We start from the raw sequence: 18,630 nt of genomic DNA, 5'->3' as shown, positions 1-18,630 counted from the left end.
CCCCCCACCCACCCGCGCCCCCACCCCCCGCCCCGCCCGACCCGCGCGCGCCTTCCTCGCGTTGATCATGAGGTTATTGCGGCGACACGCCGAGGCGGCGCGCAATAACCTCATGATCAACGGGCCGGGGCCGGGGCCGGGGCCGGGCCGGGCCGGGTTCCGGGAGTGGGGCGGGCCGGGTTCCGGGAGTGGGGCGGGCGTCAGGGGAGCAGGGTTGCCGCGTGGCGGCCGGCGGCGGCTGCCGCCAGGAAGTACGCGTGGTCGGCGTCGAGGCCACGGCCCATGGTGGACAGCGGTACGGCGCTGGCCCGCAGCGCGGCGTCGAGACCGGCGGTGGGCACCCGGACGATCCGGTGTCGGGCCGCCAGGGGGGCCAGCGCCGCGTCCACCTCGGCCGCTAGGGCCGGGTCGAGGTCGTCGGGCACCACCAGCTCCGCCGGGGCGAGCGCCACCCTGCCGTACGCGGTGAGGCTGTGGTGTGACACGCCCCGGTGTCGGGGGCGGGCGTCGGCGTCGGAGATGCGCAACGAGCCGACCGGTCGACCACCCAGCGTGGCTACCGCGTTGACCGCCTCGCCGACGGCGACGCCGGAGAAGCCCCAACGGGTGCCGGTGCCCAGGTTGCCGGGCCCCTGGGCGACGATCGCCACGTCCGCGTGGAGCACGTACCGGGCGGCGAGCAGACCGCCGTGCAGGGTGGTGGCCTCCAGGTCGCCACCGAACGCCTGCCCGACGGTGATCGTGCCGGCCAGCTCGCTCCGCAGCCCGGCGAGGGTGCGGGAGAACCAGGCGGGCAGCGCCCCACCGTCGGTGAGCAGGTACGCCACCCGCGCCCGCGGGGCGTCGGCCCGGATGCCGGCCAGGATCGCCGGGAGCGCCGAGTGCAGGTCGGCGGTGACCACCGGCAGGCCGCCCAGGTCGTCCGCGTCGGCCAGCACGTCGCGGTGCGGGGACGCCTCCTCGTCGACGCCGAGGAGGATCGGCTGCAGCGGTGTGTAGCGGGCCTTGACCAGGTGCCCGGCGTCGCGGGTGTCGGCGACGTCCGGCGGGTCCGGCGGCAGCCGGTCCGGCAGGGCGACCACCAGGGCGTACCCGCCGGTGCCCAGCCCCATCAGCAGCGCGCCGGCGTTGAGCAGCACCCGGTCGCCGGGCTCGGGCGTGCCGACCAGTTCCGGGTAGGCCAGCGCCCGCATCCGCGTGCCGTCGGGCAGGTCGACGTCCAACTCCACCGCCCCGGTCCACTGCCGTCGCAGCGTCGCCACCGTCCCCGTACGCCATCGCACCATGACGGGCACGCTAGCCGCGCGGGCCCGGCGGCCCGCGCCCGGGTGTGGTTCAGGTCGGCTCGGAGCCGCCGGCGTCCGGGCTCGGCCCGGCCTGGGTGTCCCGGGCGGTGCCGGTGGCGCCCGGCAGCGAGCGGGTGGGGTCGAGGAAGACGAACCGGATCTCCGGGTACCGGTCGGTGAGCCGCCGTTCGGCGTCGTCGGCGGTGGCCTCGATCTGCGCGCCGGTGGCCTCGTCGCGGAAGTCGACCTTCGCGGCGACCAGGATGTCCTGCGGGCCGAGCTGCATTGTCAACAGGGTGTCGATGCGCTCCACCTCGGGCAGCCCGGCCAGCTCCTGCTCGATCTCGCGGCGCAGCCGCTCCGGGACGGCCCGGCCGACCAGCAGCGACAGGTTGTTGCCGGCGAGGACCCCGGCGACGGTCAGCAGCAGGAGCCCGATCAGGATCGACGCGACGCCGTCCCACACCTCGTCGCCTGTGGCGTGAGACAGGCCGACGCCGAGCCCGGCCAGCACCAGACCGATCAGGGCCGCGCTGTCCTCCAGGAAGACCGCCTTGACCGTGGTGTCGGCGGTCAGCCGCAGGAACCGGCGAGGCGTGGTCTGCCAGCGTCGCGACTCGCGGCGGACCTGCCGCACGGCCCGGGCCAGTGAGATCGACTCGATGACGAACGACACCCCGAGCACGATGTACGAGATGAGGTAGTCGCCGCTGTGCTCGTGCACCAGGATCGTGGTGACGCCGTGGGTGACGGCGAAACCGGCGCCGGCGACGAACGTGAACATGGCCGCGAAGAACGCCCAGACGTAGCTCTCCTTGCCGTACCCGAAGGGGTGTCGCTGGTCGGCCGGCCGGGCGCCGCGGCGCAGCGCCTGGAAGAGCAGCACCTCGGTGGTGGTGTCGGCGATCGAGTGGGCCGCCTCGGAGAGCATCGCGGCGGATCCGGAGATCAGCCCGGCGATCAGCTTGGCGACCGCGATGGCGAGGTTGGCGGCGCCGGCGACGACGACGGTGCCGACGCTCTCGCTCTCGGGCCTGGCGTCCGCTTGCGACATGAGCCTCACCCTATGACCGGAGACGGCGACGCGCCGGAGGAGGCCCGATCCGAACAAGTGTGCGGCACGCCCGCGTGGGTGCACGGTGCGGGCGTGTCGGCTGCTAGCGTCTACCGCGTGTCGCGGACCCGCACCGAACGCCTGGTCAACCTGGTGATCTGCCTGCTGTCCACGCGACGGTTCCTGACCGCCGCGCAGATCGCCGCGACCGTGCCCGGTTACGAGCACGATCCGGACGACGCGCGCGACCACGAGGCGTTCCAGCGCAAGTTCGAACGGGACAAGGCCGAGTTGCGTGAGCTGGGCGTGCCACTGGAGACCGGCACGGCGAGCGCCTTCGACGCCGAGCCCGGCTACCGGATCGCCCACCGCGAGTACGCGCTGCCCGACATCCTGCTCGAGCCGGACGAGGCCGCCGCGGTCGGCATCGCCGCACGGCTGTGGCAGCACGCCGGTCTGGCCGCCGCCGCGTCGTCCGGGCTGGCCAAGCTCCGTGCCGCCGGGGTGGACGTGGACCCGCAGGCGACCCTCGGCCTGGAGCCGATGGTCACTGTCGATCCGGCGTTCGCGCCGCTGACCGCCGCCGCCCGGGACCGCCGCGAGGTGGGGTTCGACTACCGGGTGCCCGACCGCGACGCGCCCAGCCGGCGGCGGCTGCAGCCGTGGGGCGTGGTCTGCTGGCGCGGCCGGTGGTATGTGGTCGGCCACGACCAGGACCGGGAGGCGACCCGCTGCTTCCGGCTGTCCCGGGTCGTCGGCGCGGTCCGGGTGACCGGCGCCCCCGGCGCGTACGAGCCACCGCCCAACGTCGACCTGATCAGCCACGTGGCCCGCTGGTCGGGTCCGGTGGAGCGCACCGGTCGGGCCACCGTGCTGGCCGTGCCGGGGCGGGCCGCCGGGCTGCGCCGCTGGGCGGTGGAGGTGACCGCAGGGCCGGACGGCGACCGGTTGGTCCTGCCGTACGCGGACGCGGACGGGCTGGCCGGTCATCTCGTCGGCTACGGCCCGGACGTGCGGGTCCTCGACCCACCGGAGGTCCGCGAGGCGGTCATCCAACGACTCAAGGAGATCGCCGTGCGCCACGACGAGCTGGCCGTCAGCGGGGGTGCCCGGTGACCCGTCCGGCCGCCCGTAACGGTTCCCGCGCGTCCGCCGACCGGTTGGCCCGGCTGCTCAACCTGGTGCCCTACCTGCTGGCCCGGCCCGGCATCGAGATCGCCGAGGCGGCCGGTGACCTGGGCGTCACCGAGCGTCAGCTCCGCGAGGACCTGGAGTTGCTCTGGGTGTGCGGGCTGCCAGGGTACGGCCCGGGTGACCTGATCGACATGGCGTTCGACGGTGACCGGGTGACCATCACCTACGACGCCGGCATCGACCGGCCGTTGCGGCTGACCCCCGACGAGGCCCTCGCGCTCGTGGTGGCGCTGCGGATGCTGGCCGAGACGCCCGGGGTGGCCAACCGGGAGGCCGTCGAACGAGCCCTCGCCAAGATCGAGGCCGCGGGCGACCTGGTGGGCGCCCCGGTGGCGGTCCGGTTGCCCGGGGACACCCCTCGGGTCGAGGCGCTGCGCACCGCTGTGGAGGGCGGGAAGGCCCTGCGGATCACCTACTACACAGCCGCCCGGGACGAGACCACCGAGCGTGTCATCGACCCGTTGCGGATGCTCATGGTCGGCGGCCGGGCGTACGTGGAGGCGTGGTGTCGACGCGCGGAGGCCGTCCGGTTGTTCCGCGCCGACCGGATCGACGCGATCACCGAGCTGGACGAGCCGGCCACGGTGCCGCCGCAGGCCGTTCCGCACGACCTCACCGAGGGCGTGTTCCGCCCCTCGGCCGACCTGCCGTTGATCACCCTCCGGATCGGCCGGCGTGAGCGGTGGATCACCGAGTACTACCCGTGTGAGCGGGTGGAGGCCGGCGACGGCGACCAGTGGCTGGTCTCCCTGCGGGTGACCGACCTGGGCTGGGCCCGCCGGTTCGTGCTGGGCCTCGGCCCGGAGGTGACGGTGGTCGCCCCGGTCGAGTTGGCAGATCAGGTGAGGGCGACGGCGGCCGCCGCGTTGGACGCGTACGCCGTACCCACGCCCGCGGCCGTGCCGCGACGGCCCGAGGTCGACCCGGAGCGCGCGCCGTCGGGTGACCCGGCGGTGGCCGGCCGCACCCAGTAGGCTGACCGCCGTGCTGATCTGGATCGTGCTCGCGGTGGTGCTGCTACCCCTCGTGGCGCTCGCGCTGGCCGTGCGCCCGGTGTTGACCCGGCTGCCCCGACTGCGCCGGGCCGCCGAGGCGCTGCAACGGCGGGCCGTCGAGGCCGAGGCGCTGCGGGAGACCGCCGAGGCGCTGCAAGAGCGTGCCGAGGAAGTCCAAGATCGGCTCGACACCACATCCCGGCGGCTCGCGGTGATCAAGGCCAAGCGCGGCTGATCGAGCACGCACCCGGCGGTGGTTGACGGATCATCGCGGGTTGGTCAAGACTTCACCCTTCCGGCCAGACCACCACCACCCAGCGGGTGGCGGGCAGCCGATCCGCACGTACGATGGGCTGCGTACCACCCCCCGGACACAGAGCGACTGGAGCTTCTCATGGGTGCCCTCAAGCCGTGGCACATCGCTGTTCTCGTGGTTGTGCTGATCCTGCTCTTCGGTGCGAAGCGGCTCCCCGACGCGGCCCGTTCGCTGGGTCGGTCGCTGCGGATCATCAAGGCCGAGACCAAGAGCCTGCAGGACGACGACCGCGACCTCGCCGAGAAGGCCGACGCGCAGGCCGGCTACCAGCCGCTGCCGCCGCACGCCGGGCAGCAGGCGCCGTACACCGGTCAGCCGCAGCAGGCGCCGTACCAGCAGACGCCGCCGCAGCAGCCGGTCGTCGACCCGGTGCACCGCGTCCGCGACAACTGACCGAAGGGCCCCACCACCGTGGCCTTCGCACTGCGTAAACGTGGCCCAAAGGCGTTCGAGCGGGCCGCCGACGGCTCGATGACGCTCATCGAGCACGTCCGCGAGCTGCGCAACCGTCTCTTCCGCGCGTCCGTGGCCATCCTCATCGGGTTCGGCCTCGGTGTCTGGCTGGCGGGTCCGGTGCTGCACCTGCTCCAGCAGCCCTACTGCGACCTGCCGCAGGCCAGATATGTCGACGGCAAGTGTGAGTTCGTGCAGCTCGGGCCGGCCGACCTGTTCCTGCTCCAACTGAAAGTCGCGCTCTGGGTCGGGTTGATAGCGGCCGCGCCGGTGTGGCTCTACCAGCTCTGGGCGTTCATCGCGCCCGGCCTGCACCGGCACGAGCGGCGCTACGCGTACTTCTTCACCGCCCTTGCCGCGCCGCTGTTCGCGGCTGGTGCGGTGCTGGCGTACTTCGTCACGGCCAAGGGCCTGGAGTTCCTGCTCAGCATCTCGGACAGCGAGATCAGCACGACACTGGAGATCACCAAGTACATCTCCTTCGTCACCAACCTGATCCTGTTGTTCGGTGTGGCGTTCGAGTTCCCGCTTGTCGTGCTGATGCTCAACTTCGTGGGCATCGCCAGCGCGAAGCGACTGCTCAGCTGGTGGCGGGTGGCGATCTTCGTGTTCTTCGCGTTCTCCGCCGTGGTTACCCCCACCCCGGACCCGTTCGGGATGACGGCCCTGGCGATCTGTCTCTCCGCGCTCTACTTCGGTGCGGTGGGCATCGCGTTCATCAACGACAGGCGGCGTGGGCGGGGCAAGGAGATCTACGCCGGCATCGATGACGACGAGGTGTCGCCGCTGGAGTTCGACGCGGACCCGGTCGTGGCCGGGCAGCGGGTCGACTCGACGGCGCCGGTCGGCGTACCCGATCCGATCGCCGCACCGGCGCCGATCGAACGCCGCTACGACGACATGACCTGACGGCCCCACACCGCCCGGTCCACCGACGCCGTCCCCGTTCCGGGGGCGGCGTCGTTGCGTCACATTTAGCGCCGGTAGCGGAACCGGTGGTGACGGCATCTGCCCATGGTGAACAACAGGTGTCCGACCGGTACGGTGCTGCCCGTGACCGCAGACGATCATCTGCCCGGCCCGGTCGCCGTGCTCGCCAACCCGACCGCTGGTCGGGGACGGCACCGCGCTCTGCTGCCCCAGCTGCTGGAGCGCTTGGCCGCCGGTGGACGGCCGGTCCGGCTGCTGCCGGTGTCCAGCCCCGCCGAGGCGGAGGCGGTGTGCCGGGCCGCCGTCGCCGACGGCGCCGGCGCCTTGGTGGCGGTCGGTGGGGACGGCACCGTGCATCGGGCGTTGCAGGCGGTCGCCGGCACCGACGTGCCGTTCGGCCCGATCCCGGCCGGCACCGGCAACGACTTCGCCCTGGACGTCGGCTTCCCGGCCGACCCCCTCGCGGCGGCGGCGGTGATCGCCGAGGCGGTGCGCGACGGCCGGAGTCGACCTGTCGACCTGGCCCGGATGGTCGGGGTCGACGGGGCCGAGCGCTGGTACGGGGCGGTCCTCGCGGCCGGGTTCGACGCGATCGTCAACGAGCGGGCCAACCGGATGCGCTGGCCACGTGGCCCGCGCCGGTACGAGCTGGCGATCCTGGTCGAGCTGGCCCGGATGCGCCCACGCCGCTACACGCTGCGCCTCGACGGGGTGTCGCAGGACATGGACGCGGTGCTCGTGGCGGTGGGCAACTGCCCCACGTACGGCGGTGGGATGCGGATCTGCCCCGACGCGGATCCGACCGACGGGCTGCTCGACGTGGTGGTGGCGGGTCCTGTCGACCGGCGGACCCTGGTCCGGGTGAAGCCGCGTATCTACGAGGGCACCCATGTCAGGCACCCGATGGTGTACAGCTTCCGGGCCCGCACTGTGGAGTTGTCCGCCGAGGGCATCACCTCGTACGCCGACGGGGAACGCTCCCTGGAGTTGCCGGTGACGATCAGCGCGGTTCCGGGCGCCCTGCGGTTGCTGCGTTGACACGTACCGCGCCGATGCTCGCCGCGATGACCAGCACGATGGCGGCGCACTCCAGCACTGTCAGCTCCTGCCGCAGCACCAGCCAGCCGGCGAGCGTGGCGACGGCCGGGCCGAGGCTCATCAGCACCGCGAACGTGGCGGTGGGCATCCGCCGTAGCGCCAGCAGCTCCAGGGTGTAGGGCAGCCCGGAGGCGAGCACCGCGAGGGCGGCGCCGAGCGCCAGCACCGGCGGGTCGAGCAGCACCGCGCCGCCGTCGATGATGCCCAGCGGCAGTGTGACAAGCGCGGCGAGGGTCAGCGCCAGGGCCAGCCCGTCCGCGCCGGGAAAGCGGCCGCCGACCCGGGCGCTCAGCACGATGTACGCGGCCCACATGGCGCCCGCGCCGAACGCGAAGGCGACCCCGACGGGGTTCAGCCGGTCGAAGCCGCCCTGCCCGAGCAGTGCCACCCCGGCCAGTGCCAGCCCCGCCCAGCCCCAGCTGGCCAGTCGTCGGGCGGAGAACACCGACAGCGCCAACGGGCCGAGCACCTCAAGTGTCACCGCCGGGCCCAGCGGGATGCGTTCGATGGCCTGGTAGAACAGCGAGTTCATGCCGGCCAGCGCCAGCCCGAACCCGCCGGCCGCGAGCCAGGCCGACCGGTCGTGCCCGCGCAGTCGGGGCCGGCACACGGCGAGCAGCAGCACCGCCGAGATGGTCAGCCGCAGGGTCACCGCGCCGGCCACCCCGGTACGCGGGAAGAGCAACGCGGCCACGGCGGAGCCGAACTGCACCGACAGGGCCCCGCCGAGCACCAGCCCCACGGCGGTGACGCCACCCCGCCGGGCCGGTGGCGTGTCGGACGGTGCCGTCGTGGGCAGCAGGATCTCGGTCACGGCCACGACGTTAGGCGCTCAGCTCCGGCCACCTCGCGGCGGCGTCCACCTGCGGAAAGGCGCGCCTTCCCGCTCGGTTCGTGGCCCGGGTCGGCTTCGCTGCCGTTCGCCTGGCTGACGGATGGGGGGAACGGGGGTTGGCGGCCGCCATCGCCACCGAGGCCGACACGGCCGTAGAGTTTCGCCACCCGCGGTGCTACCGGCGTACGGTTCCTGGTATGACGAGCGCGATGCGGAAACTATCGATCTCCGTGCCACCTGACGTGGCTGAGCGCCTGGAGCGGGAGTCCAACGCCAGCGCCTACATCACCCAGGCCGTCCGTGACCGGATGCGGCTGGACGCCCTGGACGCGGAGCTTGCTCACCAGGGCATCCCGATCACCGAGCAGGGCGTGGCCGAGGCACGCGCCCGCCGGGCCGCCGTGGAGGCCGACTGGTCGCCGGAGCGCCGTAGCGCCCTTCGCGAGCGGGTCCGCCAGCACGCGCGGGACGCCGCCGCCGGAACGCCCGAACAACCCGCCGCGTGAGCCCCGAGGACGAACGACCGGTCCGGCTCGTGCTGGACCGGTCGGCACTGCTGGCGTACCTGGCGGGGTCGGTGCATGTCGGGGAGCCGCTGCACGAGGTCATCCAGGACCGCAACAGGTTCGGCGTCACCGCCGTGACCGCGGCGGAGGCCCTGGCGATCGTCAACGACCCGAAGGAACGAGCGGCTCTGCACCGGCTGCTGAACCTGGACGCCTGTGCGGTGCTGTCGACCGAGGGGCGCTCCTGGCACGAACTCAGCTTCTGGCGCACTGTGACAGGCCGTGCTGACCTGGCCACCACGGCGATGGCCGTCCTCGAACACGACGCCTCGATCCTCACCGGGGAGGCCCGGTACGGCGACGAGCTACCGGTGATTCACATTCCCGACTGACGGTGCAGCGCGGCGGGTTCAGGCCGGCAGGGCCAGGTCGAGCGCCGCGCCAAGCCCATTCTCCCGGCCCGGCTCGGCGGCCGGGAGTACCAGCACCGAGCAGCCGGCGGCAACCGCGCCCGCGTCCGCCGGGGTGTCACCGACCATGAGGGTCTGTTCCGGGTCGACGCCCAGCATCCCGCAGGCACGCCAGAAGATCGCCGGGTCGGGTTTGCAGCGCCCCACCTCGTACGAGAGCACGAACGCGCCGACCAGGTCGGTCAGCCCCCAGGCGTCGAAGTGTGGCCGCAGGTCGAAGCCGATGTTGCTGACCACCGCCACCGGCACCCCGGCGTCGCGTAGAGCGGTCAGCGTGGGGGCGGCGTCGGCGTACGGTAGCCAGCCCTCGGCGGTCAGCAGGCGCTCGTAGAGCGCGTCGGCGAAGCCGTCGATGCCGGCGTCGACGGTCTCGGCCAGCCCGGTGTACGCGCCCCGGTGGGCGTGTTGGTAGAGGTCCCGGTCGGCCCACAGTTCGGCCAGTCGGGGTGGCACCCGCGCCGGCAGTGGCCCGCCGGCGCGGCCGGCGGTCAGCAGTCGGTCGGCCAGCGAGGTGGCGCGGACCCGGTCCAGGGTGACGCCGCACGCAGCCGCGGCCTCCAGCACCCACCGTTGGGAATCCTCCACCTGGGCCAGGGTGCCGTGGAAGTCGAAGAGCACCGCCTTGACAGGGCGTCGGGACGCCCGGTGGGCGGCGGGCGCCTCGGCGGTGCCCGGCGGACTGGTCTGGGGCGGTTCGGCATGGTCCGGCACGCCGTGCACCCTACCGACCGCCCCCGACCGCGCCTCCGGACGGCCTTGTGGGGTGGCGCGACTCGGCACGCACTAATCTTGGTGCCATGTCGAGCCCCGCCGAGCGGTACGCAGCGGCGCGCCGCAAGGCCGCACAAGCAGCACAGTTTCCGGCGCTGGACGAGTTCGCCCTTGAGCTGGGGTTCGACCTCGACGACTTCCAGCGGGAGGCGTGTCAGTCGCTGGAGCGGGGCAGCGGTGTGCTGGTCTGCGCGCCGACCGGCGCCGGTAAGACGGTGGTCGGGGAGTTCGCCGTCCACCTGGCGTTGCGCGGGCGGCCTGACGACCCGGTGCCCGCCGCCGACGCGACGAACCCGCCGGCCCGGCGCAAGTGCTTCTACACCACGCCGATCAAGGCGTTGTCCAACCAGAAGTACCACGACCTCGTTGCCCGGTACGGCGCCGAGCAGGTCGGCCTGCTGACCGGCGACAACGCGATCAACGGCGACGCGCCGGTGGTGGTGATGACCACCGAGGTGCTGCGCAACATGCTCTACGCGGGCTCCAGCACCCTCCAGGGCCTCGCGTACGTGGTGATGGACGAGGTGCACTACCTGGCCGACCGGTTCCGCGGTGGGGTGTGGGAAGAGGTGATCATTCACCTGCCCGCCTCGGTAACGCTGATCTCGTTGTCGGCGACCGTCTCCAACGCCGAGGAGTTCGCCGACTGGCTGGTCACCGTGCGCGGCGAGACCGCGGTGGTGGTCAGCGAGCACCGGCCGGTGCCGTTGTGGCAGCACATGCTGGTGAACAAGCGGATGTTCGACCTGTTCCACGACGCCGACGCCGCCCGCAAGCACGACGTGCACCCGGAGTTGCTGCGCTACACCCGGGAGACCGCGCGGCGGCTGGAGTTGGGCGAGGGCCGCAGCGCGGGACCCGGCGCCGGCCGGCGTGGCCCGCGCTGGCGTGGCCCGTTGCGCCCGGACATCGTCGACCGGCTGGACCGGGAGGGTCTGCTGCCGGCGATCCTGTTCATCTTCAGTCGGGCCGGTTGCGCCGCCGCGGTGCAGCAGTGTCTCGCCGCCGGGCTGCGGCTCACCTCGGCGGAGGAGCGGGCCGAGATCCGCCGGGTCGTCGAGTCCCGGGTCACCGCCATTCCCGGCGAGGACCTGTCGGTCCTGGGTTACTGGGAGTGGCTGGACGGCCTGGAACGCGGCCTGGCCGCCCACCACGCCGGAATGCTGCCGGTGTTCAAGGAGATCGTCGAGGAGTTGTTCGTCCGGGGCCTGGTCAAGGCGGTTTTCGCCACCGAGACGCTGGCGTTGGGCATCAACATGCCGGCCCGCTGCGTGGTGCTGGAACGGCTGGTCAAGTACAACGGCGAGGCGCACGTCGACCTGACCCCGGGGGAGTACACGCAGCTCACCGGGCGCGCCGGCCGCCGTGGCATCGACGTGGAGGGGCACGCCGTCGTGGTGTGGTCCCCGGAGACCGACCCACGGCACGTCGCCGGGCTCGCGTCCACCCGCACCTACCCGCTGCGCTCCAGCTTCCGGCCGTCGTACAACATGGCCGTGAACCTGGTCGGCACGGTCGGCGCGGAGCCGGCCCGGGCCCTGCTGGAGTCCTCGTTCGCCCAGTTCCAGGCGGACCGGTCGGTGGTCGGTCTGGCCCGGCAGGTGCAGCGCAACACCGAGACCATCGAGGCGTACGGCGCGGAGGCCGCCTGCCACCACGGCGACTTCGACGAGTACTTCGCGCTGCGGGTGGCGATCGCCGACCGGGAGAAGGCGATCGCCCGGCAGGGGCAGACCCAGCGCAAGGCTGCCGCAGTGGCCTCGTTGGAGCGGCTGCGGGTCGGCGACGTGATCCGGGTGCCGTCGGGTCGGCGGGCCGGCCTGGCCGTGGTGTTGGACCCGGCGACCGGCGGGTTCGGTGAGCCTCGGCCGTTGGTGCTCACCCAGGACCGTTGGGCGGGGCGGGTCAGCCCCGGCGACTTCACCACTCCGGCCGAGGTGCTGGCAAGGATCCGGGTGCCCAAGCACTTCAACCACCGGTCCCCGGGCGCCCGGCGGGATCTCGCCGCCGAGGTCAGCGGCACCGGCCTGGACCGGCACGGCGGCCGGCGCGGGGGCCGTTCCCGGCAGGTGAGCGGCGAGGACCACCAGATCACCCAGCTGCGCACCGAGCTGCGCCACCACCCCTGCCACGCCTGCCCCGAGCGGGAGGAGCACGCCCGCTGGGCGGAGCGACGTCGGCGGCTGGAGCGCGACACCGAGGAGCTGCGCGAGCGCGTCAGTGGTCGTACGGGGTCCCTCGCCCGGACGTTCGACCGGATCGTGGCATTGCTGACCGAGCGGGGTTACCTCGCCCGCGACGGCGCGGTCACCGACGCCGGTCGGATGCTGGGCCGGATCTGGACCGAAGCGGACCTGCTGGTCGCCGAGTGCCTGCGCCGGGGGGTGTGGAACGGGCTGTCCCCGGCCGAGTTGGCCGCCGCGGTGTCCGTTGTGGTGTTCGAGGCGCGCCGTGATGTCGACGAGCGGGCGTCGCTGCCGCGTGGCCCGGTGGCCGACGCGGTGGACGAGACGCTGAAGCTGTGGGGGGAGATCGAGGCCGACGAGGCGGCGCGGGGGCTGACAGCGACCCGGGAGCCGGATCTCGGTTTCGCCTGGCCCGTCTACCGGTGGGCCCGGGGCGAGGCGCTGGCGAAGGTGCTCGGCAGCGGGCACGAGATCGATGGTGAGATGCCCGCCGGTGACTTCGTCCGGTGGGCCCGACAGGTCGTCGACCTGCTCGGTCAGATTGCCGACTCGGGTGGTGCCACAACGGAGCTGCGGTCCACGGCTCGACAGGCTATAGCGGCCGTCAATCGGGGCGTTCTCGCGTACCACACGTCGGCCTGACAATTACGCTCAGTCATTATTGTCGGTGAAATCGACGCAGCGGACGGTTACCGCAATGGCACCCCTCGGATGGCCCGGGGGGCACTGTTGCGCCTGATCACGGCACCCCTGATCATTGCCGAGGCGTCTTGTTGACGCGTCGGTAACGAATGGGGAGAAAGCCGCCGTGGCGGAGATCAATCACTTTGAGTACGGGTGGATCACGCCCGCGCTGAGCTATGCGCTGTCCGTGCTCGGTTCGATTCTCGGTCTGGTCTGCGCGGGGCGAATCCGCACGGCCCGGACGAACGGTCAGCGGGCGTGGTGGGGCCTGCTGTCGGCCTGGGCGCTGGGCGGCACCGCCATCTGGGCGATGCACTTCATGGCAATGCTCGGCTTCGCCGTCGAGAACACCCGGATCCGCTACGACGTGCCGTTGACCGCGGCCAGCACGGCCATCGCCGTGGTGGCGGTCGGTATCGGCCTGGCCATTGTGGGCACCGGCCGGCTGAATCCGGTACGGCTGATCGCCGGCGGCGTCTTCACCGGTGCCGGCGTGGCCTCCATGCACTACACCGGAATGGCCGCCATGCGCCTCAACGGCAGCCTCGACTACGACACGGTCCGGGTCGTGCTCTCGGTGGTCATCGCCGTGGTGGCGTCCACCGTCGCGCTGTGGCTCGCGATGACCGTCCGGCGGGGGTTGGCGATCTTCGCCTCCGCGTTGGTCATGGGGGTCGCGGTCAACGGGATGCACTTCACCGGCATGAGCGCCCTGTCGGTGCACCGCCACGAGCGGACGGGCGAGGTGACCGGCGCCGGGGTGAGCACCCTGCTGGTGCCGATCGTGCTGGCGGTGGTATTCGGGGTGGTCGGTCTGCTGTACGCGCTGCTCGCCGCCCCGACCGACGACGACCGGGCCGCCACCGCGTACCTGGACGGGCGGCGGCTCTCGGAACCTGCGCCCGCGACGCCGACCGCTGCTCCCGACCCGGTCGGGTTGCGCGCCCGCTCCACCCTCGGTCAGCCGGGTACGCCGTTCCCGTCCCGCCGGGACACGCCGCCGCGCTGAGGCCGTGCGGCCGGCCCGCCCGATCCGCGCACGGCGCGGTGGCGGATCAGGCCGGCCGCCGGCCCGGTCGGCCTCCGTCGATGGTGAGGGTGACCAGCAGCCCGGGGTGGTCGGTCGCCCCGTTCATGGGCACCGTTCTGCGACAGCAGAGTTTGATGTCGGGGGTCGCCATGATGTGTTGCAGTCGGCCGTCGTCGACCCGCTGATGGCCCGGCGGCGTGCAGGACCGCACGTCGGGGTCGTGGCCGGCGAGCAGGTTGAGGTCGCCGGCCAGCACGGCCGGCTCGTACCCGGCGTCGCGGCTGATCGTCGGCAGGATGGTGCCGAGCAGGTGGTCGCACTGGGCGATCGCGACGCGGTAGCCGCCGGTGGCCGACAGGTGCGTGGTGCAGGCGAGCAGGGCGCCGTCGACGTCGACGCAGAGCCAGGCTCGTTCCTCGGGGTCCGCGAGGTCCTGCGTCGGGTGGGTTCCGGCGTACACCGTGGCCGGGGGGCTCGGCGTCTGCACGTGGGTCAGCAACCCGATGCCGAACCGTTGGCCGTTGCTGCAGCGGGTGTCGTCCCCGCTCGGGCGGTCGCCGGCGGCCTGGAACGCTCCCACGATGGTCCGGCCGGGGTGGACGGCCTGGAAGACGCGCCGCAGTGCGGTCAGGTTGCCCGCGCAGATCTCGTTGAGAGTGACCACATCGGGTGCCTGCGCGGTGATCACCTCGGCGGCCCTGGCCATCGCCCGGCCGGTGTAGCAGCCGGCGCGGCCACTGTTGCAGAGGTTCATCTGGAGCATCCGCAGGACCGTGGGCTGCGGGGCGACCGCGGCGTCGCTGGGTGCGGCCGGCGGTCCGGCCGGCGGTGCGGCTGGGCGTGCGGCTGGCAGCGCGGCGGCGGCGATGAGGCAACCCACGACCACGGTTCGGCGCAGGAACCGGTACGAACGGGCGGCCACACGGACTCCGGGGGTGCACGAGGCGACAGGCGTCGCCGAGGTGCCAGTGATCCTACTGGCGGCCGATCGGCGATCGCGATCCAGAGCGGCGGGCCGAGGGGGCACAGACGCGGGGCGTACCCCCTCGGGTCGCTCAGTGGGCGCGGACCGCGACAGCCGTGTACGGCGTGGTGGGGGTGGGCGGCGTGGTGAACCGGGCGTTGGGCAGGTAGAGACGGCCCAACGCCGTGGCGACCGTGGTGGGCACGTCGAAGTTCGGATCGGTGATGGTCCTGGTGAGCGTCCCCGCGGTGCCGGCGTGGTTCAGTCGGACCACAGCGATCTGGTTGAGGCGGTTCTGCACGATGTAGAGGGTGCGGCCGAGCAGGAGCAGTCCGTCGCCGTTGGTGAAGGTGTGGCCCGGCACGTCCACGACGGTGCTCACGCCGGTGGCCGGGTCGACCCGGTACAGCGTGCCGGTGGTGGACTGGACGACGATCAGCGCCCGGCCGTCGGGTGTGGTGGCGATGCCGTTGAGGTTCACGCCGGTGCCGACCTGCTCGTACGCGCCGCTGAGCGTGATCGTGGTGAAGGCGTCGGCGGGCGGCAGCGCCCCACCGCGACCGAGTGGCAGCCGGTAGAGCACCGGCCGGTTCGAGTCGGTGAAGTACGCGGCGTCACGGGTCAGGACGACGTCGTTGACGAACGTCGGGGCGGTGGCGAACTGGTAGCGGGCCAGCACCTCTCCGGTGCGGGTGTCGAGCACGCGTGCGTCGCCGGCCGTGCCGCCGGAGACGAAGAGCCGGCCACGGTGGTCGACCTTGAGACCGAGCGACGGGGTGCCGGTGGCCGCGCCGATCGTCGTGCCACGGCCGGTGACCAGGTCGACGCGTTGGATGGCGCCTGTCGCACGCGAGCCGAAGTAGGCGTACCGGCCGGCGGTGGCGATGCCCTCGGGCTGGAATCCGTCGGGAAGGTCGAGCACGGCCGGCGGCCGTCCGGCGGGGTGCGCCTGTGCCGGCGCGACGGCGACGGTGGCCAGCATGGCGGTGGTCAGCGCGCCGACGAGTGTGGTGCGGAGGGGGCGGTTCACTGTGCTCCTTCCGGGCGGAAGGCGGCACGAGCCGACACGTCCGCCGCGTTCACTGGGGCCAGGACCCTCCCCACTGTACGACCGCTGGCGGGCGCCCGCCCGGCGTCACCGGCGCGGTCTTCGGGTGACCGCGCCGGTGAGCCCGTTTGGCGGGGCGGAGGTCAGGCGTTGCGGACGAGCCTCCACCGGTTGTCCGCGCTGCCGTTGTCCGAATCCTGCACGGCCTGCGCACCCATGGCGGTCGACGCGTTCAGGATGCCGAGCAGTTTGTTGCTGTTGACGTTGCGGATCTTGTAGGTCCCGTCGCCGTTGTCCACGAGGATCCACCGGTGGTCCGCGGTGCCGTTGTCCGCCCATTGCAGGACGCGAGCGTTGTCGGCGGTGGACATGTTCTCCACACCCAGCACCTTGCCGCTGTGGGCGTTGCGGAACCGCACCGCGTTGCCGTCGGTCACGACCACCCAGTTGTGGTCGGCGGTGCCGCTGTCGCTCCACTGCACGGCCAGACCACCGTCGGCGGTGGACATGTTCTGGACACCGAGAACCAGCCCGGTGCCGACGTTCTGCAGGCGGTAGCTGCCGCCGCCGCCACTGCCGCTACCGGTGGTGTTCCAGTAGACCGTGTAGTTGTAGCCGTGGGCGTCGTAGAAGGGGGCGAGGTTCACCGTGGACCCGTTGGCGCTGGCGGTGAACGCGAGCGAGCTGGTGCTGGTCCGGGTGATCGAGGAGACGGTGAGGGTGGGCAGGGTGCTCAGGGCCGTGTTGCCGTAGTTGCCGGCCAGCACCGCGGGGCCGTAGGTGACCGCGCCGACGTTGGCGTTGTCGTTGGCGGCCTTGACGGCGATCTGCATCGGCAGCCGCACGGTGATGGTGTCGCCCGCGGCCCAGGTGCGCGTGACAGTGGCGTAGCTGCCCGGGGTGGTGGTGACGTTCTCCACAGTGCCGTTGACGGAGATCGTCGCGCCGTTGGTCCAGGACGGGATCCGCACCCGGATGCTCCAGGAGCCGCTCATCGAGCCGCTCAGGGTCAGCGTGGTGGTGTCACTGACCGGGAAGCTGGTGGTCTGGGTGACAGTGATGCCGCGCTGCGTCCAGTTCAGCACCGACGGCGTGAACAGGTTCACGCTCAGCGTGGTGCCGTTGTAGAAGTAGATGGAGTCCATCAACCTCGTGTTGATCTCCAGGCCGGTGCCCTGGCAGCACCAGAACGAGTTGTAGTCGGTGCTCCAGGTGCCGCCACCCCAGGCCGGGCCCACACCCCGACGGCCACCCGGCCGCAGCGGGGTGAAGTAGGTGATGTGGCCGCGGCTGTCGGCCGAGTTCTGTCCGCCGATCAGGTGGTTCATCAGCGCGCGCTCGTAGTAGTCGAAGTAGTCGGCCCGGTTCGGGTCGAGCAGCCACAGCTCCCGCGTCAGTTTGAGCATGTTGTACGTGTTGCACTGCTCGCAGGTGTCGTTGGTGAGGTAGCCGGCGATCGCGTTGGGCGGCCGGAAGTGCTCCGCCTGGCTGTTGCCGCCGATGGCGTAGGTGTGCGCGCCGACGGTCATGTTCCACGCGTTGCTGGCGATGTTCCGGTAACGGGTGGTCCCGGTGGCCTTGAACTCCCGGGCCGCGCCGATCCACTTGGGCACCTGCGTGTTGGCGTGCTTGCCGTTGAGCTGGTCCTGGTTGTTGGCCAGCGGGTCGAACACGCCGGCGTGGTCGAACCGCTGCGCGGTGGCGAGCCACCGGCTGTCGCCGGTCTGCTGGTAGATGTCGGCGAGCACGTCGTTCATGCCCCCGAACTCGGTGCCCAGCATCGACTGCATCTGACTGGAGCTCAGTCGGCTCGTCCGGGTGTCGACCCAGCCCGCCAGCGACAGCAGCACCGTACGGGCCTGCGTGTTGCCGATGTAGCGCCAGACGTCGAGCAGACCGGCGAGGGTCTTGTGGATGCAGTAGTAGGGCACATTGCCGTTGGACAGCGTCCGTGCCTCGAGGGCGGTGAAGTCGGACTCCGGGAAGCCGGAGAGGTATCCCGAGCCGAACCCGGCGGCACCGTTGTTCGCCTGGCACTTGGCCAGCTCGGCGACCATGTAGTTCGCCTTGTCCCGGCAGGTGGTGTCGCCCAGGACCGCGTACGCGTACGCCCACGCGCTCAGGAAGTGGCCCTGCATGTGGGTCCGGAACGGGAAGTTCGGCGCGTCCCAGCCCCCGTTGGTGGCGGCGCCGTTCGTGGACAGCCGGTGGTTGGCGCGGAAGTTGTAGAGCATCCGGTCGACGTCGACGAACCGCAGGTAGTTGAGCGTCCGCGACTGGTTGTCCATCCAGCGGCCGGAGGTCAGCCGCACCTGACCGAGGTCGAACGCGTACGCCGAGACGCCGATGTCGGCCCGGGCCGGGGGCACGATGGCGGCGGAGGCGCTTCCGGGGGTGACGGCGGCGCCGGTCGCGGAGAGCACCACTGTGGCGCCGGTGGCCTGAAGCAGGTTGCGGCGGCTGAGGGGCGGGGGTGGCATGGGGAACCTCCAGATGGCCGGGTACGTCGGGGCCGCCATCGATGGCGGCGGGGGCGGTCGGCCGCAACGGGGCCGACAGCGGATGCGGTGTGGGTGGTGGGGAACGCGGTCGCCGTGGACGCCGGGTGCCCACCCAGGCGCTTATCGCGGCACATCGATGTGATCGCTAACATAGTTCGTCGTTAACACACCCGCAACCCCCGGGGCGCCTCGCTGACTCATCCCGCGACAACCTGCCTCGGGGTGCGGGGCCGCCGGTGGCAGCTATGGTCCGAAACGGACACCTGCCCGGCTCGCGACCACCAAAATGTGACCGTGTGTGACGGATGA

General features: G+C 72.3%; 17 protein-coding genes. 10 read left to right on the top strand and 7 right to left on the bottom strand.

What is annotated here, in order from left to right; genetic code table 11:
* Window positions 1-200 precede the first annotated feature (200 nt).
* Together KBX71_RS19575 and KBX71_RS19570 are read right to left on the bottom strand one after the other, a co-directional pair.
* Window positions 201-1,286: a DUF3866 family protein gene (locus KBX71_RS19575; protein ID WP_210819440.1), complete on the bottom strand. Its 1,086-nt coding sequence runs from the start codon at window positions 1,284-1,286 to the stop codon at window positions 201-203.
* A gap of 49 nt (window positions 1,287-1,335) precedes the next feature.
* Entirely contained in the window at window positions 1,336-2,340 is a 1,005-nt protein-coding gene (locus tag KBX71_RS19570; protein WP_210819439.1) for a cation diffusion facilitator family transporter, read from the bottom strand.
* 117 nt (window positions 2,341-2,457) lie between these two features.
* On the opposite strand from KBX71_RS19570, the gene KBX71_RS19565 reads away from it, so the two are divergent.
* The 6 genes from KBX71_RS19565 to KBX71_RS19540 all read left to right on the top strand — a co-directional run bounded on the left by KBX71_RS19565 (window position 2,458) and on the right by KBX71_RS19540 (window position 7,266).
* On the top strand, window positions 2,458-3,456 hold the full coding sequence (locus KBX71_RS19565) for a YafY family protein (RefSeq protein ID WP_210819438.1): 999 nt from the start codon (window positions 2,458-2,460) through the stop codon (window positions 3,454-3,456).
* Window positions 3,453-4,508, top strand: a complete 1,056-nt coding sequence (locus KBX71_RS19560) for a YafY family protein (RefSeq protein WP_210819435.1) — start codon at window positions 3,453-3,455, stop codon at window positions 4,506-4,508. Before KBX71_RS19565 ends, KBX71_RS19560 begins: the two co-directional genes overlap by 4 nt.
* Before the next feature lie 10 nt (window positions 4,509-4,518).
* On the top strand, window positions 4,519-4,764 hold the full coding sequence (locus tag KBX71_RS19555; protein WP_210819433.1) for a hypothetical protein: 246 nt from the start codon (window positions 4,519-4,521) through the stop codon (window positions 4,762-4,764).
* Window positions 4,765-4,923: 159 nt separating this feature from the next.
* Window positions 4,924-5,238, top strand: coding sequence for a Sec-independent protein translocase subunit TatA (gene tatA, locus KBX71_RS19550; RefSeq protein ID WP_210819432.1), 315 nt, complete (start codon window positions 4,924-4,926; stop codon window positions 5,236-5,238).
* A gap of 18 nt (window positions 5,239-5,256) precedes the next feature.
* Window positions 5,257-6,207, top strand: a complete 951-nt coding sequence (tatC, locus tag KBX71_RS19545) for a twin-arginine translocase subunit TatC (RefSeq protein WP_210819430.1) — start codon at window positions 5,257-5,259, stop codon at window positions 6,205-6,207.
* 135 nt (window positions 6,208-6,342) lie between these two features.
* Window positions 6,343-7,266: a diacylglycerol kinase gene (locus tag KBX71_RS19540; RefSeq protein ID WP_307847182.1), complete on the top strand. Its 924-nt coding sequence runs from the start codon at window positions 6,343-6,345 to the stop codon at window positions 7,264-7,266.
* Here KBX71_RS19540 and KBX71_RS19535 read toward each other — a convergent pair.
* Complete coding sequence (locus KBX71_RS19535) at window positions 7,229-8,140, bottom strand: DMT family transporter (protein ID WP_374102618.1); 912 nt, start codon at window positions 8,138-8,140, stop codon at window positions 7,229-7,231. The genes KBX71_RS19540 and KBX71_RS19535 overlap by 38 nt on opposite strands.
* Before the next feature lie 230 nt (window positions 8,141-8,370).
* Here KBX71_RS19535 and KBX71_RS19530 point away from each other — a divergent pair, with 230 nt between their 5' ends.
* On the top strand, window positions 8,371-8,667 hold the full coding sequence (locus KBX71_RS19530) for a hypothetical protein (RefSeq protein ID WP_247683737.1): 297 nt from the start codon (window positions 8,371-8,373) through the stop codon (window positions 8,665-8,667).
* Window positions 8,664-9,059, top strand: coding sequence for a hypothetical protein (locus KBX71_RS19525; RefSeq protein WP_210819427.1), 396 nt, complete (start codon window positions 8,664-8,666; stop codon window positions 9,057-9,059). The genes KBX71_RS19530 and KBX71_RS19525 overlap by 4 nt, the downstream gene beginning before the upstream one ends.
* An 18-nt stretch (window positions 9,060-9,077) precedes the next feature.
* Here the strand turns inward: KBX71_RS19525 and KBX71_RS19520 are convergent, their stop codons facing one another.
* Complete coding sequence (locus tag KBX71_RS19520; protein ID WP_210819426.1) at window positions 9,078-9,848, bottom strand: HAD family hydrolase; 771 nt, start codon at window positions 9,846-9,848, stop codon at window positions 9,078-9,080.
* Window positions 9,849-9,934: 86 nt separating this feature from the next.
* Between KBX71_RS19520 and KBX71_RS19515 the strand changes: the two genes are divergently transcribed.
* Together KBX71_RS19515 and KBX71_RS19510 are read left to right on the top strand one after the other, a co-directional pair.
* Window positions 9,935-12,736, top strand: coding sequence for an RNA helicase (locus KBX71_RS19515; RefSeq protein ID WP_210819425.1), 2,802 nt, complete (start codon window positions 9,935-9,937; stop codon window positions 12,734-12,736).
* A 166-nt stretch (window positions 12,737-12,902) separates the two neighbouring features.
* Window positions 12,903-13,787, top strand: a complete 885-nt coding sequence (locus KBX71_RS19510; RefSeq protein ID WP_196926831.1) for an MHYT domain-containing protein — start codon at window positions 12,903-12,905, stop codon at window positions 13,785-13,787.
* Window positions 13,788-13,833: 46 nt separating this feature from the next.
* Here the strand turns inward: KBX71_RS19510 and KBX71_RS19505 are convergent, their stop codons facing one another.
* From KBX71_RS19505 to KBX71_RS19495, 3 genes are all read right to left on the bottom strand, one after another.
* Entirely contained in the window at window positions 13,834-14,730 is an 897-nt protein-coding gene (locus tag KBX71_RS19505) for an endonuclease/exonuclease/phosphatase family protein (RefSeq protein ID WP_210819423.1), read from the bottom strand.
* Window positions 14,731-14,863: 133 nt separating this feature from the next.
* The gene (locus KBX71_RS19500; RefSeq protein WP_210819422.1) at window positions 14,864-15,802 is read right to left on the bottom strand and encodes an SMP-30/gluconolactonase/LRE family protein; all 939 of its coding nucleotides are present in this window, start codon (window positions 15,800-15,802) and stop codon (window positions 14,864-14,866) included.
* A gap of 161 nt (window positions 15,803-15,963) precedes the next feature.
* Complete coding sequence (locus KBX71_RS19495; RefSeq protein WP_210819420.1) at window positions 15,964-18,300, bottom strand: beta-L-arabinofuranosidase domain-containing protein; 2,337 nt, start codon at window positions 18,298-18,300, stop codon at window positions 15,964-15,966.
* Window positions 18,301-18,630: the final 330 nt, after the last annotated feature.

It is taken from the genome of Micromonospora sp. D93 (assembly GCF_018070365.1).
In the GTDB taxonomy this organism is placed as follows: domain Bacteria; phylum Actinomycetota; class Actinomycetes; order Mycobacteriales; family Micromonosporaceae; genus Micromonospora; species Micromonospora ureilytica.
Note: the sequence above shows the minus strand (reverse complement) of the source record. Positions and strands in the feature narration are given on the sequence as shown.

What these genes read in the sequence shown, in the direction of transcription:
- KBX71_RS19495 (WP_210819420.1), bottom strand. Translation starts at nt 18,300, where the DNA reads ATGCCACCCCCGCCCCTCAGCCGCCGCAACCTGCTTCAGGCCACCGGC.
- KBX71_RS19530 (WP_247683737.1), top strand. Translation starts at nt 8,371, where the DNA reads ATGCGGAAACTATCGATCTCCGTGCCACCTGACGTGGCTGAGCGCCTG.
- KBX71_RS19570 (WP_210819439.1), bottom strand. Translation starts at nt 2,340, where the DNA reads ATGTCGCAAGCGGACGCCAGGCCCGAGAGCGAGAGCGTCGGCACCGTC.
- tatA (WP_210819432.1), top strand. Translation starts at nt 4,924, where the DNA reads ATGGGTGCCCTCAAGCCGTGGCACATCGCTGTTCTCGTGGTTGTGCTG.
- KBX71_RS19515 (WP_210819425.1), top strand. Translation starts at nt 9,935, where the DNA reads ATGTCGAGCCCCGCCGAGCGGTACGCAGCGGCGCGCCGCAAGGCCGCA.
- KBX71_RS19575 (WP_210819440.1), bottom strand. Translation starts at nt 1,286, where the DNA reads ATGGTGCGATGGCGTACGGGGACGGTGGCGACGCTGCGACGGCAGTGG.